Genomic DNA, 17162 nt, shown 5'->3' on the forward strand with positions numbered 1-17162 from the left:
CCATCACGGACGTGAACGAACCGGAAGCGGAGGCCTCTCGCGACGACGCGCCGACGGAGGCGGTGTCTGCTCCTGGCGGTCTGAGCAGGCGCGGACTGCTCGGCCTCGCCATCGGCGGCGGCGTCGCAGGACTCGCGGTCGGCGCGGGGGCCGGCCTCGCCGGAGGAGTGGCGCTGGGCCGCGCGCGTGCCGCGGATGACGCCCACTCCGCGTACGAGTTCTTCGGCGCGCATCAGGCCGGAATCACCACGCCGGTCCAAGACCATCTGCACTTCGCGAGCTTCGACATGATGCCGCGCAGCGACCGCGACGACCTCATCGGTCTGCTGCAGGACTGGTCGTACGCGGCGTCTCGGATGACGCAGGGGCTCGAGGTCAGTGCGAGCGGCGCCGTCGGGGTCCCCCCCGAGGCTCCGCCGGAAGACACGGGGAGGCACTGGGCCTTCCTGCGGCGGGGCTCACGATCACGTTCGGCTTCGGACCGAGTCTGTTCGAGAACGAGGAGGGGGATCGCTACGGCATCGCCGCGCAGCGCCCGGGCGGCCTGAAGCGTCTCCCCGCCTTCCTCGGCGACGACCTCGACCCGCAGACCTCGCACGGAGACCTGTGCATCCAGGCGTGCGCAGACGACCCGCAGGTCGCCGTCCATGCGATCCGCAACCTCAGTCGTATCGCCTTCGGACGGGCGCGACTGCGCTGGTCGCAGCTGGGCTTCGGCAAGACATCGCGCACCACCGCGACGCAGGCGACGCCACGGAACCTGTTCGGGTTCAAAGACGGCACGGCCAACATCCTGGCCGACGACGACGCAGCGCTCGACGATCACGTCTGGGTCGGCGCCGAGGACGAACCCGCATGGCTGGCCGGCGGCTCGTACCTCGTGGCGCGCAAGATCGCGATGCTCATCGAGACCTGGGACCGGGTTCGCCTCTCCGAGCAGGACTCGATCATCGGGCGGGACAAAGGGGTGGGAGCGCCTCTCTCCGGAGGTGACGAATTCACCGCCCCCGACTTCAGGGGCCACGCGATCGACGCGAACAGCCACGTGAGCCTTGCGCACCCGGAGCACAACGACGGGATCCGGATCCTCCGGCGCGGGTACAACTACGTCGACGGCAACAACGCGCTCGGACGCCTCGACGCCGGACTCTTCTTCCTCTCTTACCAGCGCGACCCCGCGCAGTTCATCTCGCTGCAGCGTCGGCTGTCGACCGATCTCATGAACGAGTACATCCGTCACGTCGGTTCGGGGATCTGGGCGGTACCGGCCGGTGCGGCTCCCGGCTCGTACGTCGGGGCAGACCTGTTCGCCTGAGCGCGTTCAGGCTTCGCGCCGTGCGTCCTCGAGGATGCCGACGACCGATGCCGCCATCGCATCGGCTCCGAAGTGGTCGTGCGCGGTGAGGGTCACGACCGCATCGTCGAGGAAGATCAGCAGCTGTCCATGGGCGCCGTGCAATCGCCAGGCGCGACCGGGGCCACCCCACCCCGCGAGGGCATAGCGATCGTAGCCGGGCGTCTCGCCCGCGACGACCGGGTTCTCGTGCATCGCGTCGATCCCGCGCGCAGACACCAGCTGTCGGCCCTCCCACATCCCACGGTCGCGGATCAGGAGCCCGAGGCGCGCCATCTCGGTCGTGCGGAGGGGAGGCCCCCGCCGGCCTCGATGCGGCCGTTCGGGCTGCGCGCCCAGACGACGTCCGTGATACCGAGCGGAGTGAGCAGTCGCGCGTCGAGGTAGTCGCCCACGTCTCCGACTCTGGTTTCGAGCGCCGCCATCGCGGTGTAGGTGCTGGCGTTCGAGTACTGGAAGGCACGGCCCCGCGACGGGCGGCGGAGGAACTCTCGGGCGAGGTCCGGCCAGTCCGTCATCATCGTCTCCGACCAGGGGAGATCGATACCGCTCGACATGGTCAGCAGGTGGCGCAGCGTCACCTCGTCCACTCCGTCGCCCAGCTCGAAGTCGGGGAGCAGAGCGCCCAGCCTCTCGTCGAGGTCGATCAGTCCGGCGTCGGCAGCGATCGCTGCGGCGAGGACGCAGGCCCCCTTGGCGACGGAGTGCACGTCCTCGCGCACGTCGGGCGCCCAGCGATGCTCGGCAGCATGGGCCCCGACCCGCACGTGGAGGCCATGGGCCTGGAAGCGGGCGGCATCCGCGGCTTCGACGATCCGGTCGCGCACGGCGTGTGCCCGGCTCCCGCTCGTCACGGCGTCGGGCGAGGGCGCCGTGACCCGGTCGGATCGTTGCGTCGCCCCTCTCGTGTCGCGAGCTCGGGGTCGTTGAAGAGCCAGCGCGGTCGCGGCTCGACGAGAGGCCGGAAGAGCCGGCGCACCGGTTTCGTGGCGAGGAGCAGGGCGACGACCACCGAGAGGGCCGTGACCAGCGGCAACCACAGCCACGTCGGCTCGAGGTCGCGCAGGATGCCTGTCTCGCGGAACGGATACAGCACGAACGAGTGCAGGAGGTAGACGTACATCGTGTACTGGCCGAAGCGCGTCCACCAGTACGAGCCGCGGGGGATGAGCACGAAGAATGCGGCGCACAGGACGACGGCGAGCAGCATCAGCGCGATCCGGATGCCGCCGGCCCACCATTGCTCTCCCACCAGGTCCGAATAGGAGTCCTCATAGAAGAGCCAGTGCCGCAGGTCGACCGCCTGCCACAGCGGGAGCCAGTTCCATGCCGCCCATCCGGTCACCGCGATGACGCCGACAGCCGCGGCGCGGATCCACCAGGGACGCAGGTCCAGCAGGCGGAGTCGATCGACGATGTCGCGGTCGCGAAGCCACCAGCCGAGAGCGAAGAACGGCAGGAGGCCGAGGGTGCGCGAGAGCGAGAATGTGCTGTCGACGTTGGGGAGGTAGCCGGAGCCGATGGAGATCACCACGGTCCACAACAACGGCCATCGCAGGAGGGCGAGGTACGGCAGCACGAGTCGGAAGATCCCGAGCGCGAGCAGGAACCAGAGCGTCCAGCTGGGCTGCGTGATGTTGGGGTTCGCCTGGCCCTCCACCAGCCACTTGGTGAGAGTCCACAGCAGCTCGAAGATCACGTACGGCACCAGGATGTCGGTGATGACCCTCGCCATCTGCGTCTTTGTCGGAGAACCGGACTTGGAGAAGTACCCGGAGATGATCGCGAACGCCGGCATGTGGAACGCGTACAACGCCAGATAGAAGGCGAAGGCGATGTCGGAGTCGTAGATGAGCCGTTGGATCGCGTGGCCGAGGACGACGAGCACGATGCAGACGTATCGTGCGTTGTCCCAGAACGGCACGCGTCGACGCTTGCGTGGGATCGCTCCTGTGGTGGGCCCTGAGATGTCCGCCCCGGTACTGCTCATCGTTCGAGGCTACAGCCCGGGAATAAAGTTGCTCTGAGCGCGTTGACACAGATACATTCAAATGAATAGAAACGGATGCGAAGCATCCGGTTCGGAGACACGGAGCAATCATGAGCGAGCAGTCAGGCGCGCAGGCGATGCAGTTCGGCATCATGTCGGTCAGCGACATCACCCGCGATCCCACCACGGGGATCACCCCCAGCGAGCAGGAACGCATCAAGGCGACCACGGCCATCGCCGTGCACGCCGAAGAGGTCGGACTCGACGTCTTCGCGATCGGCGAGCACCACAATCCGCCGTTCTGGTCCTCCAGCCCCACCACCTTCCTCGCGGCTCTCGCTGCGCAGACCGAGCGCCTCATCGTCTCCACCTCGACGACGCTCATCACGACGAACGACCCCGTGCGCATCGCCGAGGAGTACGCGATGCTGCAGCACGTGTCCGACGGGCGCATGGACCTCATGCTCGGCCGTGGCAACACCGGACCGGTCTACCCGTGGTTCGGGCAGGACATCCGCCAGGGCCTCCCGCTCGCGATCGAGAACTACGCACTGCTGCACAAGCTGTGGCGTGAAGACGTCGTGGACTGGGAGGGCAAGTTCCGCACCCCGCTGCAGGGCTTCACCTCGACGCCCCGACCGCTCGACGGCATCGCGCCGTTCGTGTGGCACGGCTCCATCCGCACCCCGGAGATCGCCGAGCAGGCCGCCTACTACGGCGACGGGTTCTTCGCGAACAACATCTTCTGGCCCAAGGAGCACTACCAGCGTCTGATCGAGCTGTACCGCCAGCGGTTCGAGCACTACGGGCACGGCACCAGGGAGCAGGCGATCGTCGGACTCGGCGGTCAGGTCTTCATGGCCGCGAGGTCGCAGGACGCCGTGAACCAGTTCCGTCCGTACTTCGACAACGCCCCGGTCTACGGTCACGGCCCGAGCATGGAGGACTTCACGGAGATGACCCCGCTGACGGTCGGTTCGCCGCAGCAGGTCATCGATCGCTACGCGGGCATGCGCGAGCACTACGGCGACTACCAGCGCCAACTGTTCCTCATCGACCACGCCGGCCTGCCGCTGAAGACGGTGCTCGAGCAGCTCGACATCCTCGGCTCCGAGGTCGTCCCGGTGCTGCGCAAGGAGCTGGCGAAGGATCGACCGGCCGCTGTGCCGGACGCGCCGACCCACGCCGCGCGAGTCCGCGCCGAGTTCGGCGACGGCCCCACCCGTCAGGCGCGTCCCGGCGCCAACCGCGGCGACAACCTGACCGGCGACTCGCCCTACCAGGACACGCCCGCACCGGCGGGCGCAGCATTCGGACTCGGCCGGAAGGAGGCCTGAGATGACCACTCGGAGGATCGCCGTCGTCGCGGCCGGGCTGTCGAACCCCTCGTCCACCAGGATGCTCGCCGACCGGCTGGCCGTCGCCACCGTCCACGCCCTCGCCGAGCGCGACATCGAGGCGAGCGTCGATGTGATCGAGCTGCGGGACTACGCGCACGACATCACGAACAACATGCTCACCGGGTTCGCCCCGCCGGCGCTGGAGACCGCCATCAACACGGTCGTCTCGGCCGATGCGCTCATCGCAGTGACGCCGATCTTCTCGACGAGCTACTCCGGACTGTTCAAGTCGTTCATCGACGTCCTCGACCCCGATGCTCTCACCGGCAAGCCGGTGCTGATCGGCGCGAACGCCGGCACCGCGCGGCACTCGCTCGCGATCGACTACGCCATCCGGCCGCTCTTCGCCTACCTGCACGCCGAGGCGGTGTCGACGGGCGTGTTCGCCGCGTCGAGCGACTGGGGCGGCTCAGGTGACGACGTGGCTCCGCTCGGCAAACGTGTCGAGAAGGGCGCGAACGAGCTCGCGGAGGCCATCGCTCGTCGGGACGCCGCCACGGTGGCGGACCCGTACGACCCCGCCACATACCTCGGCGAAGGACGCTCCTTCGGCCACATGCTGGGCGGCCTCGCCGGCGAGTGATGCTGCGAGCGGTGAGATGACCTCATCCTCGGCGACGGCGTGGACGTCGCGAGGGAGAGAGGGACGCGGGAGTCCAGGTGAACGGGCTCCCGCATCCGCGCGGTCAACCGCTCTTGCGTCGGAACTCGCGCCGGGTCTGCGGGGCGTTCGCACTGTGGACGGCGGAATCGCCGTCGAGGTGTGCCTCGCCCTGCCGGTGGTGCGCGTTCTTCTTCTCGAGCGCTTCCTTGAACTTGCGCTTCATCTCCTCAGCGGAGGTGGCGCCTTCTTCGGTGCTCATGCCCCGAGCCTAGAGCACCGGGTGCGGTCTCTCACCCTCTCCTGCGTCGACTGACGAGGTCGATCAGCAGACCGAGACCGATCGCGAGGACCACCGAGACGGGCACCGCGACGAGCGGACCTCCGGGGACGACGGCAGCGACGGCGGCGCCGACCGCCGCCTGGTATCCCGCCCATCCCGTCGCAGCGAGGGCGACCAGAGCGAGGTAGCGGGGCGGATGGATGCGGGACGCTCCGGCCACCAGATTGATCGCGAGTCGCGCGAACGGTACGAACCGGGCGGTGAAGAGGACGGTGGCCGTACCGGTGTCGAGTCGACGCCGCGCCCACGCGAGCCTGCTGCACGCGCGCTGCTCGCATCCACCGCCAGCGTTCGGTGCCGACCAGCCGCCCGAGCACGTAGCAGCAGACATCGCCGAGGGTCGCGGCCGCGGCCGCGCACACGACGACGGCCCAGAGCGGCGGAGTACCCGTGGTCGCGGCAAGCGCTCCGAGGGCGGTCACCGCGATCTCTCCCGGCACGACGACGAAGAACGCATCTCCGACGACGAGCAGGCACATGAGCGCCAGACTCCACGGGCCCGCGAGCGATTCGGTGAGCAGGTCGGCAGCCACGTCGTCCACTGTGCCTTCCGGCGGTGAACGGGAACCAAAGGCCGGATAGCCGGTGACCCGCCGTCCAGCATCCGGTGAACATCTGGTGCTGACAGCCGTTTGCGACCGGAGCAGGCCGGGATCGCCGTCATCCTGGGGCTGTGAGAGTAGCGATCGTCACGGAGTCCTTCCTTCCGCACATGAACGGCGTCACCGGCTCGGTGCTGCAGATCCTTCGGCATCTCGAGCACGCGGGTCACGACGCACACGTCATCGCGCCCGCTGCCGACGGGATTCCCGCCCACGTCCACGGCGCGCTCATCGAGGCGATTCCGAGCCTTCCGCTGCCGGGCTATCGCAACGTCAGGGTCGGGACGTCTGGCGTGCACCGCATCGCCTCGTCGCTCCAGCGGTTCCGACCGGACGTCGTGCATCTCGCCTCGCCTTTCGCGCTCGGCTGGCGTGGCGTACTTGCTGCGGAGCGCCTCGGCATCCCCAGCGCCGCCGCCTACCAGACGGACGTCGCCGCGTACACGGAGCGGTACCGGATCGCCGCCACGACCGGTATCGCTCAGTCGCACATCTCGCGATTGCACCGCCGAGCGACGTTGACCCTCGCTCCATCCGCCGACTCCGCTCAGCAGCTCGCCGAACTGGGGGTGGATCGTGTGCGGCGCTGGGGGAGAGGGGTCGATGCCGAACGCTTCCAGCCCGCACGCCGTGACGCGGCGCTCCGCGCCTCCTGGGGGCAGAGGTCGTGATCGGCTACGTGGGGCGTCTCGCTCCCGAGAAGCAGGTCGAGGATCTCGCCGTGCTGCGCGACATCCCCGGGACGCGAATCGTGATCGTCGGGGACGGACCCAGCAGGACACGGCTGGAGAGCCTGCTCCCCGAGGCGGTGTTCCTCGGACACCTCGACGGTCTGGCGCTCGCGTCCGCGATGGCGTCGTTCGACCTGTTCGTGCATCCGGGTGAGAGCGAGACCTTCGGTCAGACCCTCCAGGAGGCACACGCGAGCGGTGTTCCCGTGATCGCGACCGGTCGCGGAGGCCCCCTCGACCTCGTGCGGATGGGCATCGACGGCTGGTTGTATCGACCGGGGGATCACGCGGACCTTCGGATGCGTGTGGCCGACCTCGCAGGGGACGCCCGAAAGCGACAGGCATTCGGCGCAGCAGGCCACGCCGCCGTGCAGAGCCGCAGCTGGGCGAGCGTCTGCGACCAGCTCCTCGCGCACTACGACGAGGCGCGGACGCTGCACCGGGCCGACAGGGGCGCACGCGCGCGCCGCACGGTCCGGCCCGAGGCGCCTGTGGCGGTGGCACCCCGTCGTTGGCGGCGGTTCGTCGCGCTCGGAGATTCGCTCACGGAAGGACTGTGCGATCCGGCTCCCGACGGTGCTCTGCGCGGCTGGGCGGATCGGCTCGCACTGCTCCTCGCGGCGCAGGGCGGCCTCCACTACGCCAACCTCGCGATCCGGTCGAAGCGGGTGCGTGACGTGTCCGGCATGCAGACGGAGCGGGCGGTGGAGCTGCGCCCGGACCTCGTCTCGATCCTGATCGGCGCCAACGACCTCGTGAAGCACCACGTGGACGTCCCCGCCCTCGCTCTGGAACTCGAAGGTGCGGTCGTGCGGCTCAGGGAGGCCGGCGCCGACGTGCTCCTGGTCACGCCGTTCCTGCCGGGGCGGCGTGCGGCGGTCATCTACACCCGGAGGTTCGCCGCATTCGCCACGGCGTTGGCGGGAATCGCCGCGCGCACCGGCGCCATGCTCATCGACACCGACCTGTATCCGTCTCTCGCGGAGCGGCCCAATTGGGGGGAGGATCTCGTGCATCTGAGCAGTCGCGGGCATCGCTTCCTCGCGTATCGGGCGGGAGAGATGCTCGGTGTGCCCGATGCCGATGCGCTCGGACTACTCGACGCAGCGCTGCACGAGCATGAACCCATCGGCGTCGGGGTGTGGTGGCGTCGTCATGCCCTGCCCTGGGTGTGGCGCCGGCTGCATGGGCGTGCCGCGGGCGACGGCAGGGCGTCGAAGCACCAGGACTACGTCTACCTCGGTAGGACACCGGCCGGTCGCGGCGTGACGGTGGGCTGATCGCAGGACAGCGACCGTCGCGGGCGATGCGGGTTACCGGCGACCCAGGCCGTGGTACTGCCAGCCCGCCGCACGCCAGGCGGTGGCGTCGAGGCAGTTGCGGCCGTCCACGACGACGCGGCCGCGCACCAGAGCACCCGCGTGCTCCGGCGAGAGGTCCCGGCGGTACTCATCCCATTCGGTCACGATGACGACCGCGTCGGCGTCGCGGAGAGCGTCATCCCGATCTCGCGCGTATCCGAGCTGCGGGTGCGCGGCTGACGCGTTGTCGATCGCGGCCGGGTCGGTGACGACGACATCCGCTCCCAGACCTCGCAGACGTACGGCCACGTCGAGAGCGGGGGAATCGCGGATGTCGTCGCTGAACGGTTTGAACGCGGCTCCGAGCACGGCGATCCGCCGCCCGAACACGAGCCCCCGAGCGCGTCGACCACGAGTCGGACGGCGCGTTCCCGTCGTCGCAGATTGATCGCGTCGACTTCACGGAGGAACCCGACCGCTTCGCCGCGGCCGAGTTCGTCGGCGCGTGCGGCGAAGGCGCGGATGTCTTTCGGGAGGCAGCCTCCGCCGAAGCCGATGCCCGCCCCGAGGTAGCGTCGCCCGATCCGGGTGTCGTATCCGAGAGCGTCCGCGAGGAGAGCGACGTCCGCGCCGGAGGCTTCGGCGATCTCCGCCATCGCGTTGATGAAAGAGATCTTCGTCGCGAGGAAGGCGTTGGCGGCCCCCTTCACGAGCTCGGCGGTGGCGAGGTCCGTCACGAGGAACGGGGCGCCGGCGTCGATGGCCTGAGCGTACGCATCGCGCAGCACGGCGACGGCCCGCTCGCCGTCAGCGTCCTGTTCCGCCCCCACGACGAGACGGTCGGGCGCGAGCGTGTCATGCACAGCCCAGCCCTCGCGCAGGAACTCCGGGTTCCAGACCAGCGTCGCTCCTGTGTCGATCACACGCGCGGCGAGCCGTGCCGCGGTGCCGACCGGGACGGTGGATTTGCCTGCGACGACATCGCCGGGCCTCAGGTGAGGGCGCAGGCCGTCGACGGCTGCCTCGACGAATCGGAGGTCGGCGGCGTGTCCACCCGACACCTGAGGAGTGCCGACTGCCAGGAAGTGCACATCCGCTCCCTCGGCGTCCGCCATCCGACTGCTGAACCTCAGCCGCCCCGAACCGAGCCCCTCGGCCAGGAGTTCCGGCAGTCGGGGTTCGAAGAACGGCGCAGCGCCCGACGCCAGGGCGGCGATCTTCTGCTCGTCCACGTCGATGCCGACGACGTCGTGCCCGATCGAGGCCATCGCGGCGGCGTGCACGGCACCGAGGTACCCGCAGCCGATCACTGACATGCGCATGGACTCAGCAGAACCGATCACTCCCACCTGACGGCATCCGTCGGGTGAACGTCGTATGTCCGACGCATGTCCGGTCCACGATGCACGGCGCCACGAGGGAATCGCGGTCGGCGCTGGTAGGGTGGATGCGGTCGGCGTGTGCCGACCGCACAATTTCATATCGACTCATGGAGCGATCGGCGGAGAAGCTGGTCCCCTGTGGTGGGTTCCTCGGCACACGTCGGGTGGCTTTCTACTGGTGGCCAGCGCAGGCGAGATTCGCGGGAGTGCCCGCGCGCCCGAACCCTTCCGTTCCGCTCCTTTGAACACGCTCGCGCGTCATACGGACTCGCGAGTCTAAACAAAGAAGGAGAGACCTCTTGGAAGGTCCTGAAATCACCGCCACCGAGGCCGTTCTCGACAACGGCCGCTTCGGCACCCGCACCATCCGCTTCGAGACCGGCCGCCTCGCGCAGCAGGCTCAGGGCGCAGTCGCCGCGTATCTCGACGGCGAGACCATGCTCCTCTCGGCCACCAGCGCGGGCAAGCACCCGCGTGAGGGCTTCGACTTCTTCCCGCTGACGGTCGATGTCGAGGAGCGCTCCTACGCCGCCGGCAAGATCCCCGGCTCGTTCTTCCGTCGTGAGGGTCGTCCCTCCACCGAGGCGATCCTCGTCTGCCGTCTGATCGACCGTCCGCTGCGTCCGTCGTTCGTCGACGGCCTGCGCAACGAGGTCCAGATCGTCATCACCGTCCTCTCGATCGCACCGGGCGAGTTCTACGACGCTCTCGCGATCAACGCCGCTTCGGCGTCGACCCAGATCTCGGGTCTGCCGTTCTCGGGCCCGGTCGCCGGTGCGCGCCTCGCGTTCATCCCCGGTCATGGCGAGCACGCGGACCAGTGGGTCGCGTTCCCGACGGCCGAGCAGGTCGCAGATGCCGTGTTCGACCTGATCGTCGCCGGTCGCGTCGTCACCAAGGCCGATGGCACGGAAGACGTCGCCATCATGATGGTCGAGGCCGAGGCGACCGAGGGCAGCTGGAACCTCATCAAGGCTGGCGCCACCAAGCCGAACGAGGAGATCGTGGCCCAGGGTCTCGAGGCCTCGAAGCCGTTCATCGCTCAGCTGGTCAAGGCTCAGGCCGAGCTCGCCGCGACCGCGTCGAAGGAGCCGGGCGTCTACCCCGTCTTCCCGGCATACAGCGACGAGGTCTACAGCTTCGTGTCCGAGCGCGCGTTCGCCGAGCTCAGCGACGTCTACCAGATCGCCGACAAGGTCGAGCGTCAGACCGCTGACGACGCGATCAAGGACCGCGTCAAGGCCGAGCTCATCGAGGCCACCGAGGCGGGCTCGCTCCCGGCTGCGGCCCCGCTCGAGTTCTCCGCCGCGTACAAGTCCGTGACGAAGAAGATCGTCCGCGGCCGCATCCTCACCGAGGGTGCGCGCATCGACGGCCGCGGCCTGGCGGACATCCGTCCGCTGGACGCCGAGGTGCAGGTCATCCCGCGCGTGCACGGCTCCGCGATCTTCCAGCGCGGCGAGACCCAGATCCTGGGCATCACCACGCTGAACATGCTCAAGATGGAGCAGCAGATCGACTCGCTGTCGCCCACGACGAGCAAGCGCTACATGCACCACTACAACTTCCCGCCCTACTCGACCGGCGAGACCGGCCGTGTCGGTTCGCCGAAGCGTCGCGAGATCGGGCACGGCTTCCTCGCCGAGCGCGCCCTCGTGCCGGTGCTGCCGAGCCGCGAGGAGTTCCCGTACGCGATCCGTCAGGTCTCCGAGGCGCTCAGCTCCAACGGGTCCACCTCGATGGGCTCCGTCTGTGCGTCGACCCTCTCGCTGCTGAACGCCGGTGTGCCGCTGCGCGCACCCGTCGCCGGCATCGCGATGGGCCTCGTCTCGGACGAGGTCGACGGTGAGACCCGCTACGCGGCACTCACCGACATCCTCGGTGCGGAAGATGCTCTCGGCGACATGGACTTCAAGGTCGCGGGCACGAGCGAGTTCGTCACGGCGATCCAGCTCGACACCAAGCTCGACGGCATCCCGTCGTCGGTGCTCGCAGGTGCGCTGACCCAGGCACGTGAGGCTCGTCTGACGATCCTCAACGTCCTCAACGCCGCGATCGACGCTCCGGACGAGATGGCGCCGACCGCGCCGCGCGTCATCAGCGTGCAGATCCCGGTCGACAAGATCGGCGAGCTGATCGGCCCGAAGGGCAAGACGATCAACGCGATCCAGGACGAGACCGGTGCGCAGATCTCCATCGAGGAGGACGGCACCGTCTACATCGGCGCGACCGACGGCCCCTCGGCCGAGGCCGCCCGCGCCCAGGTCAATGCGATCGCCAACCCGACCAACCCGGAGGTCGGCGAGCAGTTCCTCGGCACCGTCGTGAAGATCGCGACCTTCGGCGCGTTCATCTCGCTGCTTCCGGGCAAGGACGGTCTGCTGCACGTCACCGAGGTGCGCAAGCTCGCCGGTGGCAAGCGTGTCGAGAACGTCGACGACGTCCTGTCGGTCGGTCAGAAGATCCTCGTGAAGATCACGAAGATCGACGACCGCGGCAAGCTGTCGCTCGAGCCCGTGATCGACGAGGCGCCCGCCGCCGAGTCCGCACCGGCGGAGGACACTGCCGCCGAGTAGTCTCGACGCTCGCACCGGAGCCCGGGTCCGTCCGTCTCGGACGGGCCCGGGCTTCGCCGTTCCGGTGTGATCAAATCGTTATCGGACGTTTCCGCGCCGTTCCCTGGATTGGTCAAGTCGTTCGGGGAAGTCGCTTACCCTCGAAGTACGCACCGGGGGGTGCAGGTCCAGCAGGTACGCAGGTCGGCACGCACCGATCGACGCGGGGGTGAGAGAGAATGCGGTTGTTCAGCGTAGGCGCGGGAGCGGACGCGGAGCGCGCCCCGCAGGGATCCGCCGAGCATCCGTCCGCGCCGATCCCCATCGTCGGACCCGGGATAGGAGAGACGATCCGCGTCCCTCTGGGAGAGACCGGATTCGAGACCTTTCCCCTGATGCTCGGTGCGGCCGAATTCGGCTGGAACGTCGACCTCGAGACGAGCCACGGCATCCTCGATCGCTATGTGGAGTTCGGCGGCAATGCCATTCACACCGCGGACGGTTTCTCCGGTGGTCGCAGCGAGCACATCATCGGACAGTGGCTGCGGTCTCGCGGACGACGCGACCGGGCGGTGCTGAGCGTCCGTATCGGCGCGCACGCCGACAACCCGGGGCTCGGCTCCGTGAACCTCGTGCGCGCGGTGGAGGGCTCGCTCACCAGACTCGGTGTCGAGCGCATCGACGTGCTGTACCTCGATGCCACCCTCGATGCGACGACGAACCTGGAAGACACGCTCGCGACAGTGGAGTGGTTGGCAGATGCCGGCAAGGTCGGGGCCGTCGGCGCCTACGGGCTCGCGCCGGAGCGACTCGTCGAGGCGCGGATCCTCGCCTCAGCGGGCTACCCGCGCATCCAGGTGATCGATGCGCCGTACAACCTCATCCGGCGTCAGCCGTTCGAGGGCGATCTGCGCCTGGTCGCCGGTGCGCAGAACCTCGCGGTGACCCCGTCGCATGCGCTCGAGCACGGATTCCTCTCCGGTCGGCATCGCAACAAGGCGCTCACATCGCGGGGTGTCCGCGGCGAGCAGCTCCGAGGGCACCTCAACCGGCGTGGGATCAAGATCCTGCGCGCGCTGGACCAGGTCGCGGAGGAACTCGCGGTTCCCGTCGCGGCCGTGTCGATCGCCTGGCTGCTGGCGCAGCGCACGATCGCCGCGCCGATCGTGAACGCCTTCGCCACCGATCATGTCGACGAGCTCATGCAGGGCGCGGGGGTGTCGCTGTCGCGCAGCCACCTCGCCGAGCTCACCCGGGCCGGTAACTGAGCTTCCCTCCGCCCGTGACATAGGGTGGGAAGGAGGCCCGGCGAATGCTGGCGATGAAGCGAGCGAGTTGTGACGCACTACATATATCTGGTCAGACACGGTGAACATCAAGATGCGGAGCACGGTCTCGCCGATGGACCCCTCTCTCCCCGAGGACAGCGGCAGGCCGAGCTGATCGCCGATCGGCTGTCCGGGCTTCCCCTCGATGCTGTCTGGCATTCGCCGCTGCTGCGGGCGAACGAGACGGCCAGGGCGATCGCCGCTCGTCTTCCCTCGGTGGACCCTGAGCCCACCGCGTTGCTGTTCGACTGCGTGCCGACCGGCATGACGGAAGATACTCCCGCGGTGTTCGAGCCGTTCTTCGGATCCGTCACCGAGGCGGAGATCGAGGCGGGGCGGGCGCAGATGTCGGACGCGGTCAACGAGTTCCTCGTCCGCAAGACCGGGGATGTGCATGAGGTGCTCATCACACACAACTTCGTGATCTCGTGGTTCGTCCGCGAGGTGCTCGCGGCTCCGGAGTGGCGATGGATGACGTTGAACCAGTCGCATTGCGGCCTCACGGTCATCGCGCAGAAGCAGGGGCGACCGTGGACTCTCCTCACCCATAACGACACCGGTCACCTCCCCGTGGAGTTGCGCACCGGCATCCCCGACGCGCTCCTGGTCTGAGGCGGTACTCGAAGCGGTGCGCGCGGACAGCGCTGTGCTGCGGTCCGTGCGCGTGACGTGCCGTGCCCGAGCGGGCACGGCTCTCAGGGAAACCGCAGCGCAGCCCGCGCGCCCCCGGCCGGACCCCGCCGACGTCGAAATAGACTGGATGCATGACCACGCAGGTAGCCCTCGTCGGCGGAACCGGGAAGCTCGGCACGATCATCGGCGCGGTGATCGATGAGCTCGACGGCTTCGAGGTGAGTCGCGTGCTGACCTCGTCCAGCGATCTCTCCGAGCTCGACGGGGTGGACCTGGTGGTCGACGCGTCGACGCCGCAGGTGAGCATCGAGGTCGTGCGTGCTGCCGTCGAGCGCGGTATCAACGTCCTGGTCGCGACCTCGGGATGGTCGGCTGAGCGGATCGCGCTCGTGCGCCCTCTCGTCGAGGCCGCGGGCACCGGTGCGGTCTTCATCCCCAACTTCTCGTTGGGCTCGGTGCTCGGCTCGGCATTGGCTGCTGCGGCGGCCCCGTTCTTCGGGTCGGCGGAGATCATCGAGGCGCACCGCGAGACCAAGATCGACTCTCCGAGCGGAACCGCCGTGCGGACGGCAGAGCTGATCGCCGCCGCTCGGGCGGAGAACGGGCCCGTCAGCGCGCCGCACGCGGACCAACGCGCGCGTGGACAGCAGGTCGGCAGCGTCCCGATCCACTCGCTGCGGCGGCCAGGCGTGGTCGCGAAGCAGGAGGTCATCCTGTCCGGTCCCGGCGAGTCGCTCACCTTCACCCACGACACCACCGACTCTGCGCTGGCGTACGCACCCGGAATCCGGCTCGCCGTGCCCTTCGCCCTCAACGCGACCGGCGTGGTCGTGGGCCTCGAGCACATGATCGACATCGGCATCCGGTCGTGATGTCGCGCATCGGCGTCGGCCTGATGGCCGCGGCGCTGCTCGTCTACCTCGCTGTCGCCATCTGGCTCGCGGTGATGTTCATCTCCGTCGGCACCCCCGTGTCGATCGGGATGGGGATCACGCTCCTCGTGCTGGCGCCGATCGGAGCATGGGCGCTCGTCAGGGAGATGATGTTCGGCTTCGGAGCTGACCGGCTCGGACGCCTTCTCGATGCCGAAGGCGGCATGCCCCCGGTCGAGACGGAACTCACGCCGAGTGGGCGGATCGCTCGCGCCGACGCGGATCCGCTCATCGCTCGGTACGCGGCGGAAGCCGAGTCGGCCGACGACGACTGGCGCGCGCGCTACCGGCTGGGCGTCGTCCAGGATGCTGCCGGCCGCCGGAAGGACGCCAGGGCCAGCATTCGTGAGGCGATCCGTCTCGCTCGTCGCTGACCCTGACGGGCGGCTCAGGCGAGTGTCGCCTCGAGGGTGATCTCGATGCCTGCGAGCGCCTGAGAGACCGGGCAACCGGTCTTGGCGCCGTTCGCGATCTCCTGGAACGCCTCGGGCGTCAGGTTCGGAACGCTCGCGTTGACATTGAGGTGGCTTCCGGTGATGCCGACTCCGGGCTTGAACGTGACCGATGCGGTCGTGTTGACGCGCTCCGGCGGAGTGCCGTTCTCTGCGAGGGCGTGCGAGAGCGCCATGCTGAAGCAGGACGCGTGGGCTGCCGCGATGAGTTCCTCCGGCGTGGTGGTGGTGTCGCTGCCCTCGCTACGCGCCTTCCAATTGAGGGGGAAGGTGCCGAGATGCGACGACGAGAACGCCACGGTGCCCGACCCTTCCATGAGCGATCCGGTCCACGTGCTGGCGGCTTCGCTGGTGACGGGCATGATTCCTCCGGTTCTCGCGCTGCGGGGCTGCGGCGTCGACTCGTGGTCAGCCTATCGAGCGCTCCGACGCGGGGGAACAGCGGTCAGGACGCTGCAGCTTCGCGTCCGACGACCCCGACACGCTGCAGCAGGAGGTACAGCTGGCAGCCGAGGCAGAAAGCGAAGGCCGCATTGAGGAAGGCCGCGATGAAGGCCGCAGCCGTCGCGATCGGGAGTGCCCAGGGAACGCCGAGAGCATGCAGCACGAGTCCGATCGTGACGACGAAGAGTCCGACCCCTTGCGAGAACCGAGGCGGTCGTGGATCCTCCAGCTCGGACGGCGGAGCGAGCCGGGGCGCACCGCAGTGCGGAACAGGGCGCTCCACGGGGCGGTGCGGGGCGATACGACACCCCACAGGAAGAGCAGCGCGATGATCACCGTGAGCAGGAACCCGGGGTCGAGGACACGTTCGGCGAACCCCGCAGAGGGGAGGGCCCAGGTCCTCCCGGCGACGAATGCGAAGTCCGAGGAGGGAGTGATCGCGAACCAGCTTCCGGGGACCTGCGCGGTCGAGATCCCGATCAGCCCGAGGAAGGTCGCCAGGAGCAGGAGGACGGCCGTGACGGTGGCGGCGAAGCGTGGGCCTCGGGGGTCGATGCCTGCGGGCGTGCTCATTTGTGCTCCAGACTTTCGGGCTCAGACGGTGGCCAGGGCGTCGGCGAGGGCATGGCGGTGCGGCACGCCGTGGAAGCGCGCGCGGACGGCGCCTGAGCTGTCGATGACGAACGTCGTCGGTGTCTGCAACACCTTGTAGCGGGCGGAGAGATCAGGACGATGCGTCAGATCGATCTCCACGTGACGGAGTCCTTCGTGGTCGGAGGCGTAACCGTCGAGCAGCCGGCGTACCTGCGGGCACCGCGCGCACATCTCGGTGCTGAACTGCACGAGGGTGGCCCTGTCGCCGAACTCCGCTGTGGCGGCATCCGCCGGATCGAAGTGGAGCGCGCCGCCATCGCGCCGTCGTCCGTCGCGCCGGCGCAGCACGATACCGATGGTCGTCGCGAGCACGAGGAGTGCTGCGGCGAGCCCCAGGGCGAGCGTGGGCGACATAGAGCGAGAATATGCCGTGCGAAGAAGGCTGCGGGCCGATGTTTCACACCATGACGGACGTGCCGGGAGCCAGAGCGGCTCCGCCCGAGACGCGGATGGTCGCGGT

At 68.8% G+C, this 17162-nt stretch carries 16 protein-coding genes and 3 pseudogenes; 10 read left to right on the plus strand and 9 right to left on the minus strand.

Annotated features, from left to right (window positions below):
* Positions 1 to 11: 11 nt before the first annotated feature.
* Positions 12 to 1315 (plus strand): annotated as a pseudogene (gene efeB, locus K1X59_RS08810) (iron uptake transporter deferrochelatase/peroxidase subunit).
* 6 nt (positions 1316 to 1321) lie between these two features.
* On the opposite strand, the gene K1X59_RS21245 reads toward efeB, so the two are convergent.
* Genes K1X59_RS21245 through K1X59_RS08820 form a run of 3 tightly spaced genes read right to left on the minus strand, consistent with a single transcriptional unit; the run spans position 1322 to position 3344 of the window.
* Entirely contained in the window at positions 1322 to 1630 is a 309-nt protein-coding gene (locus tag K1X59_RS21245; protein ID WP_244632546.1) for a hypothetical protein, read from the minus strand.
* Positions 1609 to 2208, minus strand: coding sequence for a serine hydrolase (locus K1X59_RS08815; RefSeq protein ID WP_258567190.1), 600 nt, complete (start codon positions 2206 to 2208; stop codon positions 1609 to 1611). Before K1X59_RS08815 ends, K1X59_RS21245 begins: the two co-directional genes overlap by 22 nt.
* Positions 2205 to 3344 (minus strand): acyltransferase family protein, encoded by a 1140-nt coding sequence (locus tag K1X59_RS08820; protein ID WP_183152515.1) that lies wholly within the window; start codon positions 3342 to 3344, stop codon positions 2205 to 2207. Before K1X59_RS08820 ends, K1X59_RS08815 begins: the two co-directional genes overlap by 4 nt.
* 110 nt (positions 3345 to 3454) lie before the next feature.
* On the opposite strand from K1X59_RS08820, the gene K1X59_RS08825 reads away from it, so the two are divergent.
* Both K1X59_RS08825 and K1X59_RS08830 read left to right on the plus strand, forming a co-directional pair.
* Positions 3455 to 4681, plus strand: coding sequence for an LLM class flavin-dependent oxidoreductase (locus K1X59_RS08825; protein ID WP_183152516.1), 1227 nt, complete (start codon positions 3455 to 3457; stop codon positions 4679 to 4681).
* A gap of 1 nt (position 4682) precedes the next feature.
* Entirely contained in the window at positions 4683 to 5327 is a 645-nt protein-coding gene (locus K1X59_RS08830; RefSeq protein WP_183152517.1) for an FMN reductase, read from the plus strand.
* A gap of 103 nt (positions 5328 to 5430) precedes the next feature.
* Here the strand turns inward: K1X59_RS08830 and K1X59_RS08835 are convergent, their stop codons facing one another.
* Together K1X59_RS08835 and K1X59_RS08840 are read right to left on the minus strand one after the other, a co-directional pair.
* Entirely contained in the window at positions 5431 to 5607 is a 177-nt protein-coding gene (locus tag K1X59_RS08835; protein ID WP_183152518.1) for a DUF5302 domain-containing protein, read from the minus strand.
* Positions 5608 to 5638: 31 nt separating this feature from the next.
* Entirely contained in the window at positions 5639 to 6019 is a 381-nt protein-coding gene (locus K1X59_RS08840) for a DedA family protein (protein WP_258567191.1), read from the minus strand.
* A 342-nt stretch (positions 6020 to 6361) separates the two neighbouring features.
* On the opposite strand from K1X59_RS08840, the gene K1X59_RS21250 reads away from it, so the two are divergent.
* Complete coding sequence (locus K1X59_RS21250; protein WP_258567192.1) at positions 6362 to 6961, plus strand: glycosyltransferase; 600 nt, start codon at positions 6362 to 6364, stop codon at positions 6959 to 6961.
* Positions 6958 to 8301 carry a GDSL-type esterase/lipase family protein gene (locus K1X59_RS08845; protein WP_258567193.1) on the plus strand — a complete coding sequence of 448 codons (1344 nt, stop codon included), beginning with the start codon at positions 6958 to 6960 and terminating at the stop codon, positions 8299 to 8301. Before K1X59_RS21250 ends, K1X59_RS08845 begins: the two co-directional genes overlap by 4 nt.
* A gap of 33 nt (positions 8302 to 8334) precedes the next feature.
* Here the strand turns inward: K1X59_RS08845 and K1X59_RS08850 are convergent.
* Positions 8335 to 9644 (minus strand): annotated as a pseudogene (locus K1X59_RS08850) (UDP-glucose dehydrogenase family protein).
* A 359-nt stretch (positions 9645 to 10003) separates the two neighbouring features.
* On the opposite strand from K1X59_RS08850, the gene K1X59_RS08855 reads away from it, so the two are divergent.
* The 5 genes from K1X59_RS08855 to K1X59_RS08875 all read left to right on the plus strand — a co-directional run bounded on the left by K1X59_RS08855 (position 10004) and on the right by K1X59_RS08875 (position 15526).
* Positions 10004 to 12280, plus strand: coding sequence for a polyribonucleotide nucleotidyltransferase (locus K1X59_RS08855; protein ID WP_183152519.1), 2277 nt, complete (start codon positions 10004 to 10006; stop codon positions 12278 to 12280).
* 218 nt (positions 12281 to 12498) lie between these two features.
* A complete protein-coding gene (locus K1X59_RS08860; protein ID WP_244632550.1) occupies positions 12499 to 13527 on the plus strand; it encodes an aldo/keto reductase in 1029 nt (342 codons plus the stop codon).
* Between the two features lie 69 nt (positions 13528 to 13596).
* Positions 13597 to 14199: a histidine phosphatase family protein gene (locus tag K1X59_RS08865; protein WP_183152520.1), complete on the plus strand. Its 603-nt coding sequence runs from the start codon at positions 13597 to 13599 to the stop codon at positions 14197 to 14199.
* 152 nt (positions 14200 to 14351) lie between these two features.
* Positions 14352 to 15092: a 4-hydroxy-tetrahydrodipicolinate reductase gene (gene dapB, locus K1X59_RS08870; protein ID WP_183152521.1), complete on the plus strand. Its 741-nt coding sequence runs from the start codon at positions 14352 to 14354 to the stop codon at positions 15090 to 15092.
* Positions 15092 to 15526, plus strand: coding sequence for a hypothetical protein (locus tag K1X59_RS08875; RefSeq protein ID WP_183152522.1), 435 nt, complete (start codon positions 15092 to 15094; stop codon positions 15524 to 15526). Before dapB ends, K1X59_RS08875 begins: the two co-directional genes overlap by 1 nt.
* 14 nt (positions 15527 to 15540) lie before the next feature.
* On the opposite strand, the gene K1X59_RS08880 is transcribed toward K1X59_RS08875, so the two are convergent.
* The 3 genes and pseudogenes from K1X59_RS08880 to K1X59_RS08890 form a co-directional block, all read right to left on the minus strand.
* Positions 15541 to 15966 carry an OsmC family peroxiredoxin gene (locus tag K1X59_RS08880; protein ID WP_183152523.1) on the minus strand — a complete coding sequence of 142 codons (426 nt, stop codon included), beginning with the start codon at positions 15964 to 15966 and terminating at the stop codon, positions 15541 to 15543.
* 83 nt (positions 15967 to 16049) lie between these two features.
* A pseudogene (locus K1X59_RS08885) lies at positions 16050 to 16621 on the minus strand (DUF4395 family protein).
* Between the two features lie 21 nt (positions 16622 to 16642).
* A complete protein-coding gene (locus K1X59_RS08890) occupies positions 16643 to 17056 on the minus strand; it encodes a thioredoxin family protein (RefSeq protein WP_183152524.1) in 414 nt (137 codons plus the stop codon).
* Positions 17057 to 17162 lie beyond the last annotated feature (106 nt).

The sequence above is a fragment of the Microbacterium sp. Se5.02b genome, assembly GCF_019464375.1.
Taxonomy (GTDB): Bacteria; Actinomycetota; Actinomycetes; order Actinomycetales; family Microbacteriaceae; genus Microbacterium.

Bases quoted from the DNA above. Each gene is read 5' to 3' on its own strand.
- K1X59_RS21245 (WP_244632546.1), bottom strand. From the start codon at position 1,630: ATGGCGCGCCTCGGGCTCCTGATCCGCGACCGTGGGATGTGGGAGGGC.
- K1X59_RS08820 (WP_183152515.1), bottom strand. From the start codon at position 3,344: ATGAGCAGTACCGGGGCGGACATCTCAGGGCCCACCACAGGAGCGATC.
- K1X59_RS08825 (WP_183152516.1), top strand. From the start codon at position 3,455: ATGAGCGAGCAGTCAGGCGCGCAGGCGATGCAGTTCGGCATCATGTCG.
- K1X59_RS08830 (WP_183152517.1), top strand. From the start codon at position 4,683: ATGACCACTCGGAGGATCGCCGTCGTCGCGGCCGGGCTGTCGAACCCC.
- K1X59_RS08835 (WP_183152518.1), bottom strand. From the start codon at position 5,607: ATGAGCACCGAAGAAGGCGCCACCTCCGCTGAGGAGATGAAGCGCAAG.
- K1X59_RS08840 (WP_258567191.1), bottom strand. From the start codon at position 6,019: ATGTCTGCTGCTACGTGCTCGGGCGGCTGGTCGGCACCGAACGCTGGC.
- K1X59_RS08860 (WP_244632550.1), top strand. From the start codon at position 12,499: ATGCGGTTGTTCAGCGTAGGCGCGGGAGCGGACGCGGAGCGCGCCCCG.
- dapB (WP_183152521.1), top strand. From the start codon at position 14,352: ATGACCACGCAGGTAGCCCTCGTCGGCGGAACCGGGAAGCTCGGCACG.
- K1X59_RS08875 (WP_183152522.1), top strand. From the start codon at position 15,092: ATGTCGCGCATCGGCGTCGGCCTGATGGCCGCGGCGCTGCTCGTCTAC.
- K1X59_RS08880 (WP_183152523.1), bottom strand. From the start codon at position 15,966: ATGCCCGTCACCAGCGAAGCCGCCAGCACGTGGACCGGATCGCTCATG.
- K1X59_RS08890 (WP_183152524.1), bottom strand. From the start codon at position 17,056: ATGTCGCCCACGCTCGCCCTGGGGCTCGCCGCAGCACTCCTCGTGCTC.